The following is an 11,456-nucleotide window of genomic DNA, read 5'->3' as shown; positions in this document are numbered from 1 at the left end:
CCCGCCTCCTTCCCCGGCGCGGCGGCGAGCACCCCCACAAGTGGTGGAGCAATCAACAAGCGTGCCGATCAGGCAGTGGGGCATTCATCCCCGTGTACGCGTTCGAGGAGCCGGCCGAGCGGTAGGGGGCCAGCCAGGAAGGCATCGGGATCAGCGTGTGGGCGGGGGCCATGAAACGGCAGTCACGAGGGGGCGGCCCAGTGGGTGACACGGGCGCAATGACGTACGAGAAGGGGGTCGCGGCGAGAGCGGATCCGGTGGACGGGCCGCCGCGACAACTGAAACGCAAGCTGGGGAAGGCGGACCTGCGGGCCGTCCCGGAGACGAGGCGCGCGCTGCGCGAACTCCTGAGGCACTGGGGCAGGCCGGGAAGATCGGACGTGGCCGAACTGCTCACCAGCGAACTGGTGACGAACGCGCTGGTGCACACGGACTGCGAGGCGGAACTCACGGCGACCGTGGGTCCGCGCGGCCTGCGGGTCGAGGTCCGTGACTTCGTCTCACGCCGGCCCACGCCACGCGTACCGCACGCCGACGACGGTACGCACGGCACCAGTGGGCGCGGTCTGGTCCTGGTGCAGTCGCTCGCGGACGCCTGGGGCGTCGCGGCGCTCGGACCCGGTGCCACGGGCAAGGTCGTCTGGTTCGAACTGGACGGCGGCGCCGTGTGAGTTCACGGCGCCGCCGTACCGGGCGGCTCAACCGAGCTGCTGCTCAAGGTCCTTGAGCTTCTGCTCCAGAGAGTCGAGCCGGGGCAGCGCCTGCGTGTCGTCCTCCGCCGTCAGATCGACGGTGACGGGCGCCTGTTGTTCACGGGATTTGCGCAGGCCCCGTACGGCCTGGAGCGAGGGCCGGGTGCGCACCGGAAGCTGCTCCGGGGCGCCCGTGGCCTGCGGCAGTTCCGACGGTGAGTTCGCCGGCGATATGGCGGACTCCGCGTCGGGCTGCCCAGATCCGGCGGACTCGACCTGACGGCCGCCGCCGCGCGGGCCGAAACCCCGGCTCAGCGCCTTCAGCTGCGCCCGCTCCAGCTTCTGGTGCTCACGCTGGCGCATCCGTTCCTGGGCTCTCTCCCGCTTGTCCTCACGGACCTCGTCCACGGCCTCGTCCAGGGTGCGCACCCCTTCGAGGAGCATCAACGACCAGGCGTTGTACGTCTCCAGCGGCGCGCGCAGCCACCGCACGATCCGGATCTGCGGCAACGGCCTCGGCACCAGGCCCTGTTCGCGCAGCGCCGCGCGGCGCGTCTGCTTCAGGGCCCGGTCGAAGAGGACGGCGGCCGACAGGGACATCCCCGCGAAGAAGTGCGGGGCGCCCGCGTGGCCCAGGCCCCGCGGCGCGTGCACCCAGTTGAACCAGGCGGCGGCACCGGCGAACGTCCACACGAGTATGCGGGAGCCGAGCGCGGCGTCACCGTGGCTGGCCTCGCGCACGGCGAGCACCGAGCAGAACATGGCGGCGCCGTCGAGCCCGAACGGGACCAGGTACTCCCAGCCCCCGGACAGGTTCAGGTTCTGCTTGCCGAAGCCGACCAGGCCGTGGAAGGACAGGGCGGCGGCGACGGCCGCACAGCAGAACAGCAGCACGTACGAGGCGGTGCCGTAGACGGCCTCCTTGCGCCTGCGGCGCTCCTCGCTGCGCTCCCACGAATCGTCGGCGAGCGCTCCTCCGGCCTTCTTGGCGCCCCCGGCGCGCCTGCCGCGCGCGAGCACTGCCACCGCCGCCAGCATGCCCAGGAGCAGTACGGCGCCCGGAAGCAGCCAGTCAAGCGATATGTCGGTCAGTCTCATCTGGGGTCCCTTGCATCGCGATAGGGCGAACGGGCGCCATATTGGCCCAGCCGCCGGACCCCGCAGGGGGTTTCGGGGCAAGAGAACGCCATTGGTGTGCAAGGGGGCGCGTAAAGCGGTCGTACGCTCGAACTCCCGCCGGGAAAACGGAAGTTGAGTTCGAATTACGTCACTCGTACGGGTGGTTCAGGCTGCCGCGGTTGCGGTGAGCCGCGCGACGCGGTCCGCGTCACAGGTGCGCGGGCACGTCACACACGTGTCCTCGGGGCGCAGCGTGTAGAACATGCAGCAACTCGCGCGGTCGCGCGTCGGCAGCGACTCCCCGGCGGGGCCCGTCAGCTCGCGGAACGCCGCCTTCCCCACGTACGGCTTCGTGGACCCGGGCAGCAGCGCCTCCAGGTCGGTCATGGCGCGGCGCTCCTCGCCGAGCAGATGACCCACGTACCAGAGGCCCTCGACGATCTCGTCCGTCGCCATGCCCCACAGGGCGCGCGGGCCGCGCCGCATCCGCGGGCCGAAGCCGGTGAGGACGGGCTGGAGGTGTTCGGCGACGGCCGCGCGGACCTCGGCGCGCAGGGCCTCCTCGTCGGGGACGACGCGGGCGCCGGGCTGCCGCGCCGCCGGGTCGTCCGGCAGGCAGGCGAACCCGGTCGCGTGGACGGCGAGCCGGCCCAGCGTGCGCTGGAAGGCGACCTCGGAGGCGGGGAAGCGGGGCACGCGGCGGTGCAGGAACCAGGGGATCGTGATGAGCAGACAGGCGGGCCAGGCGTACCGGTGCAGGCCGAAGCTCGCGATGACGTCGGGGCGGGCCTGGGTGCCGTAGTCCTTCAGTACCTGTGCGTTGTCCCACGCGAGGAACGCGTCGAGCGCGGCGCCGCCCTCGGCGAGCTGCTCCGTGCGCACCCAGCCGGCGCCCTCGGGCAGCGCCTCGCCCGCGGGCACCTCGATGACGCGCAGGCCCGGGAACACCTCGGTGAGGCGGGCGTACGCGGCAGAGACCGCGCTGGTGGGCGCGGTGGGCGCCGACGTGGTGAGGGGCATGCGGGGGCCACCGATTCACGATCGTTTACAGGTAAGCCTTACCTTACCCGAACCATGTGGGGTTTGAACTGTCGGTCCGGCCCTCTATCGTTCGTCGTTGAGCTTCGGACAAACGGCAAGGAACGGCGGCGAAGGGGATGACCGGGGTGGAGCGGACGAGGCCACGCATGGCGCACGACTCCTCCGTTGGAGTGCCGGTGCAGCGGTCCGCGTCCGCGTGGGCGGCGCGGCCCGCCGCCTCCGGCCCCGCGGCCGGTGCCGTGCCCGAGCGGAGCCGCGGGGACCACACCCACAGTGAGCCGCCCGCGCCGCGGGTCGCCCCGCGCGGCGCCGTCGAGCGGACCTCGGTGCGCGGACAGGTGCTCGACGCGCTGCGCTCCGCGCTCGTCGCCGGGGACCTGGTGCCCGGCGAGGTGTACTCGGGGCCCGCGCTCGGTGAGCGGTTCGGGGTCTCGGCCACGCCCGTGCGCGAGGCGATGCAGCAGCTGGCGCGGGAGGGCGCCGTCGAGGTCGTGCCCAACCGGGGGTTCCGGGTGACCCGGCGCTCCGAGCGCGAGCTGGCCGAGCTCGCGGAGGTGCGGGCGCTCGTCGAGGTGCCGGTGGTGACGCGGCTCGCGCGCACGGTGGCGCCCGCGCGGTGGGCCGAGCTGCGGCCGCTGGTCCGGGCGACGGCGGTGGCCGCGGCGGAGGGGGACCGGGCGGGGTACGCGGAGGCGGACCGGGCGTTCCACCGGGCGGTCCTGGCGTTCGCCGGGAACGACCAGGTGGTCCGGGTCGCGGACGATCTGCACCGGCAGGTGGGGTGGGCGACGTCGGACCTCACGGTCGACGCGAGGCAGCACGGGGCGTTGCTGGACGCGCTGGAGGCGCAGGACTGCGGTGCGGTGGGTGTGCTGGTGCGGGAGCACCTCGCGGGCTGACGGTCCGTCCGTTCCCGCGTCGCGGGGCGCTGCCCCGGACCCCGCTCCTCAATCGCCGGAGGGGCTTGAGTGGGTGAGGGGCTTGAGGCGTCCCCGTGGCTGGATATCGTCGGACATGGCCGGGACGGCTCGGCCGCGGAGCCGCGTAATCCAGATGTCATCAACAACGGCGCGACACATGCGCGTTGAGGGCAAACAGCCCTGATAGCATCCCCGCGGCGATCTTGATCAACTCATCCCGCGTGCCTCCTTGACACGCGCCCGCGGGATGGGGGCGGGGGTACGGGTCGCCTGTTTTCCTGCCCGTGCCAAGAGAGGCGCCAATGTCACACGCACTTGTGTGGACCCTGGGTGCGATCGCGCTGATATCCGTCGCCGCCGTCGTCGCACTCACAGCCCGTACCCGAGCGCTGGCCGCGAGGAGACGCGAGACAGAAGCCGACCTGAACCAGAGGCTCAACCAGGCCAACGCGCATCTCGTCGCGCAGCAGGCCGAGTTGAGGCGATTCGGCGAGGAGCGCGACAGCGTCATCGCCGAAGCGAGGACCACCGCCGAGGACAGCACCAAGTCGGTCCTCAAGGGAGCCGCGAGCTTCCTCCAGAGCCTGGCGGCCGAGCAGACCGCCCTGCTGGACACCGTCCAGCGCAAGTACGGAGGCCACGAGGTCCTCAGCGACCTCCTGGACGTCTCCCACGCGAACGCCCAGATGGCGCGCAAGGCGCAGGGCATCGCGGTGATGTGCGGGGCGCCGCTGGGCCGCCGCAACCGGCCGGCCAGCGTGTACGACGTGGTGCGCAGCGCCCAGGCCCAGATCCGGAACTTCCAGCGTGTGTCGATCATGCAGCAGACCGGGCTGGCCCTGAAGGCCTCCGCGGTCGCGCCGGTCGCGCTCGCCGTGGCCGAACTCCTCGACAACGCGGCGGCCTTCTCGCAGCAGGACGCCCCGATCGAGGTCAACTTCCAGCGGGTGCAGGGCAACCTCTGCATCATCATCGACGACGCCGGCGTCAGCATGAGCGACGAGGACCGCCAGCGCGCCACCGCCCTGCTGTCCGGCGACGACGTGCCGCGCCTTTCGCAGCTGGGCACGCAGCCGAAGTTCGGCTTCCCGGTCATCGGGCTGATCGCCCGTCAGTACGGCTTCAACGTGGACGTCACCGGCGTGTCCCGTTACGGCGGTGTGCGCGCCGTCGTCCGGCTTCCCGAGGACCTGTGGACCATGGAAGAGTCGGCGCCGAAGGCCGCCCCCGCTCCCGCCGCCGCCCCGGCCCCGGCCCCGCAGGCCGCGCCCGCCCCGCCGCGCCAGGGGCCGAGCCGTTCCGAGGTGGCGCCCCAGCGCACCGCGCACGGCCTGCCCAAGCGCGGCGCCCGGCAGACGCCGGTCGTCCCCGCCTCACCGGGCTCACCGCCCCGCCCCGTGGACCGGCCGGCCGAGCCCGGACCGCGCGCCTCCGGCCGGGGCCTCGGAGCGTTCCAGCGCGGCACCCTGGAGGCCCGCGCCGGTGAGGCCCAGCAGGGCGAAGGGTCTGATGGCCAGTGAGCACCGACCTGTCATGGATGCTCGATGACATCGTTCGCAACGTGCCCGGAGCCCGGCACGCGGTGCTGCTGTCCGCCGACGGTCTGCCCCGCGCGTCCACGGACGGCCTGGCCGAGAGCGACGTACGCACCATCTCCACGGCGATGTCCGGGATCCAGTCCCTGAGCCGCGCCACGGCGCCCTTCGTCGGGGCAGCGCCCAGCGACGCCTGGACCCAGACCATCATCGAGTTCTCGCACGGCTGGATCTTCCTGATCGGCGCCGGTCAGGGCGCCTATCTGGCGGCGGCCGCGGACCCCGACGTGGACATGCAGCAGATCAGTTTCCGCATGCACCGGCTGGTCGCCCGGCTCGGCCACAACATGACGTCCGCGCCGCGTGTGGTCCCGCCCGGCGAAGGCAACCGAAACGGTTCTCCGACGCTGCCCAGCGGCGAGGTGCCCGCGCAGGTGCTGCCCGACCTCGATCACGCGCTCGCCGACGTCCAGGGCGCCCGCCACGCGGTGCTGCTGGGCGGCGACGGCCTGCCGCGCGGCGCCACCTCGGCGCTGCCCCGCGACCTCGCCGACCGGATGGCGGCGGCCATGACCGGCATCCACGCCAACAGCCGGGCCGCCGGGCAGTTCGCCGGACCCGCCTCGAACGTGACGTGGCAGCAGACGGCCATCGAGTTCCAGCACGGCTGGATCCTCCTCAACGCCGCGGGCGAGGGGGCGCTGCTCGCGGCCTCGGCCGACCACGGCTGCGACATCGAGGAACTGACGACCCGTCTGCACGAGCTGGGGCCCAAGGTCGCGTCCGCCGGCGCGCCGGGCAGGGCGTTGGGCAATGTCTGAGCCCGGCGGCCCGGAACTGGAGCTGACCTCCGACCTCGTGCCGCTCTTCGTGATCACGGGTGGGCGGGCGCTGCCGCCGGAGCACGAGTACGAGCACACCGCCATGGTGACCTCGGCCCAGGGCTCCGCGACCGCCCTGCCCACCCTGACCCCGGAGGCCCGTACGGTCCTGGACCTGGTCGGCGACGGCTTCCTGTCCGTGGCCGAGGTCGCCGGACACACCCAGCTGCCGGTCGGTGTCGTGCGCATCCTCCTGGCCCAGCTGGCGGAAGCGGACCTGCTCGTCGTGCGGGGGCCGATCCCCGCCGCCGAGCAGGTGGACATGGACGTCGTCAGCGCTGTCCTCACCGGCCTGCAGAGAAAATTCGGAGCGTGAGCGTGTACCTCGAACCATCCGTCACTCACGCGGTGAAGATCCTCATAGTGGGGCACTTCGGCGTGGGCAAGACGACCTGCATCGGCAGCCTCTCGGAGATCAAACCGCTGCGGACCGAAGAACAGATCACCGTGGCCAGCGTCGGACTCGACGACCTCACGAGCACCCCGAACAAGACGACCACCACCGTGGCGATGGACTTCGGCCGCCTCACCCTCAGCGAGAGCCTGGTCCTCTACCTGTTCGGCACCCCCGGACAGGAGCGCTTCACGGAGATGTGGGAGGAGCTGTCGCGCGGCGCCCTGGGCGCGCTCGTCCTCGTCGACCCCGAACGCCTCGACGAGTCCTTCGCCGTCCTGGACCTCGTGGAGTCCTTCGGCCTCACCTACACGATCGCCGTCAACGCCTTCGAGGGCGGCGACGAGTACGCCCTCGAAGAGGTCCACGAAGCGCTCAACCTGGAGGCCCAGACGCCGATCGTGCGGTGCGACGTGCGCGACGAGCGTTCCTCCGCCGAGGCACTGATCACGCTCGTGCAGCACCTCATGACCCAGCTCGCCGCCTAGGAGTTCCCGCATGTCCCAGTCGACCGACCCCCGGATACCGACCGGCTGCCCGGCACACGCCCAGGGCGGCAACGTCTCGCTGTACGGTCCCGAGTACGCGGCGGACCCCGAGGCCTACTACGCGCACCTGCGCGAGCAGGGGCCCAGCACGCCCGTCGACATCGCCCCCGGCGTCGAGGTCGAGCTCGTCACGAGCTACGACGCCGCCCTGCACATCCTCCAGAACCCGGCCGCCTTCCCCCGCGACTCGCGCCGCTGGAACGCGCTGGCCGAGGGCCGGGTGCCCGCCGACAGCCCGGCCCTGCCGATGATGGCCTACCGGCCCAACGCGCTGTTCTCCGACGGCGCCGACCACGCCAAGCTCCGCCAGGCCGTCACCGCGGCGCTCGACACGGTGGACGAGCGGGCCCTGATCCGGCAGACCCAGCGGTCGGCCGACTACCTGATCAGCAACTTCAGTTCGGACCGGCGCGGCCGCGCCGAGCTCATGGCCGAGTACGCCAATCCGCTGCCCCTGCTGGTCTTCTCGCATCTCTTCGGCTGCCCGCCCGAGCTCGGCGACCGGGTCATCACCGGAATCAGCGGCATCTTCGAGGGCGCCGCGGGCGCCGACGAGATCCTCGGCCACGCGCTCGCCGAACTGATCGCGCTCAAGCACCGCAGGCCCGGCGACGACGTCACCACCGAACTGATCCGCCAGCACGCGCTGCTCACCGCCGACCAGGCCGAGGCCGACGAGGCGGTGCTCCACCAGCTCGTCACCCTGCTGTCCGGCGGCACCGCCCCGCTCGCGGCGGCCATCGGCACCAGCAGCGCCCTGTACCTGGGGGAGGACTGGCCGACCGGGCTCCCGGTCGAGGACGCCGTCTCGCGGGCCCTGTGGTCCTACGCGCCGATCGCCAACTACGCCGCCCACTACCCGGCGATGGACATCGAGCTCGGCGAGCGGACCCTGCGCGCCGGTGACCCGGTCCTGATCTCCTTCGCCTCGGCCAACACCGACCCGAAGCTGAGCGAGCACCGCGCGCAGCTCAACTCGAAGGCCCATCTCGCCTTCGGTGCGGGCCCGCACGCCTGCCCCGCGAAGGACCCCGCGTTCATGATCGCGGTGACGGCCGTCGAGTGCCTGCTCAACCGGCTGCCCGACATGGAGCTGGACGCGCCCTTCACCTCGCTCGACTGGGTGCCCTCGCCGTGGAGTCGCGCGCTGAGCGACCTGCCCGTGCGCTTCACCCCCCGGTCCGTCACGGCGTCCACCGGTCCCGCGGAGTCCGCCGCGCCGGTGGTCTCCCAGCCGACGCCCGACCTCCAGCCGCCCGGCGGCCGGCCGGTTCCCGCCGCCTTCGCGGGCGGCGAGGACGCCGGGGCGGCGCGCAAATCCCGCAAGGGGGGACTCTTCAGCCGCTTCCTGGCATGGACCAAGGGCGAGTGACGTAGGCAACTTCAGGTGCCTGCGGTGTTGTTGGATACTCAAATGATCTTGTGGGTATTCATGGCGGCTGATGCTCGGAAAGGAGCACAGTGGGAATCGCCGCATTGCCGCAGGACCTTCGCCGTGCCACCGTCGCGGTCTTCTCTCGCCTACGCACCGCGCGGGGACAGGCCGACCCCTTCCCGCACTACGCGGATCTCGCCGCGTCAGGTCCGGTCAGCCCCGCCCCCTGGGGCGGTCACCTGGTCACCTCCTTCGCGGAGTGCGACCAGGTGCTGCGCGACCGGACCTGGCAGGAGCCCGACCGCCGCTGGCGCGAACAACAGGGGACCGGAACCCGCTGGACCGCCCCGTCCGCACAGGAGATGAGCCACACCCTCCCCAACCTCAACGGACCGGATCACACCCGAATACGCAGGGCCGCCAGCGGTTTCGACCGCGCGGCCGTCGAACGCCTCCGCCCGGCCGTCCTGGCCGCCACCGACCGGCTCCTGAACGGGCTGCACGAGCGACTGCGGGACGGGGAGGCCGACTTCTCCACCCTCGTCGGCGAGGAACTGCCCATCGCGACGGTCGGACACTGGCTCGGCCTGCCGAGCGCCGACTGGCCCCGGCTGCGCGAGCTCACCCACGAGCAGGTCTTCACCCAGGAACTGCTGCCCACCGCCAGCCAGCTCGCCCGCTCCGACGCCGCCACCGTCGAGCTGCGCGCGTACTTCACCGACCTCGTGCGCACCCGCCGCGCGCACCTCGGCGACGACCCCGTCTCCCAGTGGATCCGCACCTGGGACACGCTCGAGGACGACCGCGACGAGGCCGACCACCAGGTCTACCACCTGGCCCGCTTCGTCCTCCTCGCCGCGCTGGAGACCACCGCGACGCTCCTGTCGCAGGCGGTGCTTCGCCTCGCCGAACAGCCCCGGTACTGGTCGGAGACGGCCGCCGACCCCGACCTGGTGCCCGCCGTGGTCGAGGAGAGCCTGCGCCTCGACCCGCCCACCCACGTGATCAGCCGCGTCGCCGCCCACGACACCGTCCTCGCCGGCCAGGACGTCCGCGAGGGCGAGATGGTCCACCTGATGATCGGCGCCGCCCACCACGACCCGGCCCGCCACCGGGACCCCGGCACCTTCGACCCCCGACGCACCCCCGGCCACCTGGCGTTCAGCGGAGGCATCCACTACTGCCTCGGCGCCCCGCTGGCGCGGCTGGAGGCGCACATCCTCCTCACCCAACTCACCCGGCGCATCCCCCGGCTCACCCTGGTACGCCCGCCCACCTGGGCGCCCCGGGTGGCCTTCCGCCGCCTCATGAATCTGGACCTCGCCCTCGCATGACCGACCACCCCCAGCCCTCCGACGGCTTCAAGACCCTCCACATCGAGCAGGACGGACCGGTGCTGCACGCCCGGCTGCACGCCGGCCGCGACACCGCCGTCCTCGACGTCGCCGCCATCGACGACCTCCTCGCCCTGCTCGACGGCCTGACCGAGCGCACCGACGTCAAGGTGCTGGTCCTGTCCTCCACCCACCAGGACTTCTGTCTGGGGGCCGACCGCGCCGAATTCGGCGAAGCGCGCGCGGCCGACCCGAGCGGCGCGGCGCTGCGCCGCATCGTCGACAAGGCATTCCGGCTGTGCCAGGCCCTGGAGACCACCGACGCCGTCACGATCGCCCGGCTGCACGGCCGGGTCTTCGGCGCCGGACTCGCCCTGATCTCCTACTGCGACCTGCGTGTCGGCGCCGACACCAGCCGCTACCGGATGCCCGAGGTCGGCCTCGGGCTGCCGCCGGCCTGGGGCGGCGCCACCGGCCGCCTCATCACCGAGATCGGCGTCGCCCGGATCCGTGAACTCATGCTCACCTGCGCCGAGTTCGACGCCGCCAAGGCGCACCGCCTCGACCTCCTGCACGAGACGGTGCCCGAGGACGGACTCGACACCGCCGTCAGAACCTGGACCCGTCTCCTCGCCCGCCGCCCCCACGAACCCATGATCGCCGCGAAACGAATGCTGACCGGCTACGCACGCGCCGACCGCACCGTCGACCTCGGACTCCTCGACGCCAACCTGCTCACCGCCCACCTCACCTGACCTACGCCGCGGCGGGCAGCACCCCCGCCAGCCACACCGGCACCCCGTCCAGCAGCCGGAACAGTCGGCCCGCCTCCGCCCGGAGGCGGGCCTTCGTGTCCGGTTCGGGCTCCGCCTCGGCCAGGGAGACCAGGGCGGGGGCCGTGCCCACCAGGTAGCCGAGCTCCTCGCGCAGCCGCAGGGACTCGGTGAAACCGTGCCGGGCCTCCGCCAACTCGCCCTCGCGCAGCGCGAGTCCGGCCAGATGGCGCCAGGTGAACGAGAGCAGGAGGTCGTCCCCGTGGGCCGTCGCGCCCGCGTGCGCCCTGCGGTACGCCGAGCGGGCGGCCTGCGGCGCGTCCGCCAGGTTCTCCGACATCAGGCCGCGCCGGAAGTCGAGCATCGCGCGGGCCGGCGCCCCGGGAGCGATCAGAGCCGCCGCCCTGCCGAACGCCGAGCGGGCCTCGTCGGAGCGGTCGCGCACCTTCAACAGCGTTGCCGCGTAAGCGAGTTGACCGCGTTCGCAGGCCGCCGCGCCGCGCTCCTCGTCGGTGTGGGCGAGCGCCTCCGCCGCCCGCAGCGCGTCCTCCGCGTCCGACCAGCCCCGCTCCGTGTACAGGCACCGCTCCACCAGCAGCGCGGCCCGCTGGAGGGCCGCCGCCGCGTCCGCCGCGGCGTGCCGGTCGAGCAGGGCCGCCGCGTCGGTCCAGCAGCCGCGCGAGCGCAGCCGCCATACCGCGGTCTGGAGTGGATCGTCCGCAGTGTTCGTTCCGGAACCAGACATGGCGGTATCCGCCACATTGCCCTCCCCGAGCACGCCATCGAGCCGAGTTGCCGTGGGGCATCTCAGCACGGATCACCGCGCCCGGCCAAGAGGGTGGGT

General features: G+C 72.7%; 12 protein-coding genes. 9 read left to right on the top strand and 3 right to left on the bottom strand.

Annotated features, from left to right (window positions below; genetic code table 11):
• Positions 1–218 precede the first annotated feature (218 nt).
• Positions 219–671: an ATP-binding protein gene (locus ACYBSK_RS27060; RefSeq protein WP_457479839.1), complete on the top strand. Its 453-nt coding sequence runs from the start codon at positions 219–221 to the stop codon at positions 669–671.
• A gap of 27 nt (positions 672–698) precedes the next feature.
• Here ACYBSK_RS27060 and ACYBSK_RS27055 read toward each other — a convergent pair whose 3' ends face one another.
• Positions 699–1,790 carry a DUF2637 domain-containing protein gene (locus ACYBSK_RS27055; protein WP_457479838.1) on the bottom strand — a complete coding sequence of 364 codons (1,092 nt, stop codon included), beginning with the start codon at positions 1,788–1,790 and terminating at the stop codon, positions 699–701.
• Positions 1,791–1,976: 186 nt separating this feature from the next.
• Complete coding sequence (locus ACYBSK_RS27050) at positions 1,977–2,831, bottom strand: (2Fe-2S)-binding protein (protein ID WP_460243671.1); 855 nt, start codon at positions 2,829–2,831, stop codon at positions 1,977–1,979.
• Between the two features lie 167 nt (positions 2,832–2,998).
• On the opposite strand from ACYBSK_RS27050, the gene ACYBSK_RS27045 reads away from it, so the two are divergent.
• From ACYBSK_RS27045 to ACYBSK_RS27010, 8 genes are all read left to right on the top strand, one after another.
• Positions 2,999–3,751 (top strand): GntR family transcriptional regulator, encoded by a 753-nt coding sequence (locus tag ACYBSK_RS27045; RefSeq protein WP_460243670.1) that lies wholly within the window; start codon positions 2,999–3,001, stop codon positions 3,749–3,751.
• Between the two features lie 323 nt (positions 3,752–4,074).
• Positions 4,075–5,292, top strand: coding sequence for an ATP-binding protein (locus tag ACYBSK_RS27040; protein WP_460243669.1), 1,218 nt, complete (start codon positions 4,075–4,077; stop codon positions 5,290–5,292).
• Positions 5,293–5,309: 17 nt separating this feature from the next.
• Positions 5,310–6,128 carry a roadblock/LC7 domain-containing protein gene (locus ACYBSK_RS27035; protein WP_457481872.1) on the top strand — a complete coding sequence of 273 codons (819 nt, stop codon included), beginning with the start codon at positions 5,310–5,312 and terminating at the stop codon, positions 6,126–6,128.
• The gene (locus ACYBSK_RS27030) at positions 6,121–6,504 is read left to right on the top strand and encodes a DUF742 domain-containing protein (RefSeq protein WP_460243668.1); all 384 of its coding nucleotides are present in this window, start codon (positions 6,121–6,123) and stop codon (positions 6,502–6,504) included. Before ACYBSK_RS27035 ends, ACYBSK_RS27030 begins: the two co-directional genes overlap by 8 nt.
• Positions 6,505–6,506: 2 nt before the next feature.
• Positions 6,507–7,070 (top strand): GTP-binding protein, encoded by a 564-nt coding sequence (locus ACYBSK_RS27025; RefSeq protein ID WP_457481871.1) that lies wholly within the window; start codon positions 6,507–6,509, stop codon positions 7,068–7,070.
• A gap of 10 nt (positions 7,071–7,080) precedes the next feature.
• A complete protein-coding gene (locus tag ACYBSK_RS27020) occupies positions 7,081–8,502 on the top strand; it encodes a cytochrome P450 family protein (protein ID WP_460243667.1) in 1,422 nt (473 codons plus the stop codon).
• An 89-nt stretch (positions 8,503–8,591) separates the two neighbouring features.
• The gene (locus ACYBSK_RS27015) at positions 8,592–9,839 is read left to right on the top strand and encodes a cytochrome P450 (RefSeq protein ID WP_460243666.1); all 1,248 of its coding nucleotides are present in this window, start codon (positions 8,592–8,594) and stop codon (positions 9,837–9,839) included.
• Positions 9,836–10,594, top strand: a complete 759-nt coding sequence (locus ACYBSK_RS27010) for an enoyl-CoA hydratase/isomerase family protein (protein WP_457479831.1) — start codon at positions 9,836–9,838, stop codon at positions 10,592–10,594. The genes ACYBSK_RS27015 and ACYBSK_RS27010 overlap by 4 nt, the downstream gene beginning before the upstream one ends.
• A 1-nt stretch (position 10,595) precedes the next feature.
• Here the strand turns inward: ACYBSK_RS27010 and ACYBSK_RS27005 are convergent, their stop codons facing one another.
• Positions 10,596–11,357 (bottom strand): hypothetical protein, encoded by a 762-nt coding sequence (locus ACYBSK_RS27005; RefSeq protein ID WP_460243665.1) that lies wholly within the window; start codon positions 11,355–11,357, stop codon positions 10,596–10,598.
• Positions 11,358–11,456 lie beyond the last annotated feature (99 nt).

It is taken from the genome of Streptomyces sp. BYX5S, from assembly GCF_054724165.1.
This window is presented reverse-complemented; position numbering and strand designations above follow the sequence as displayed.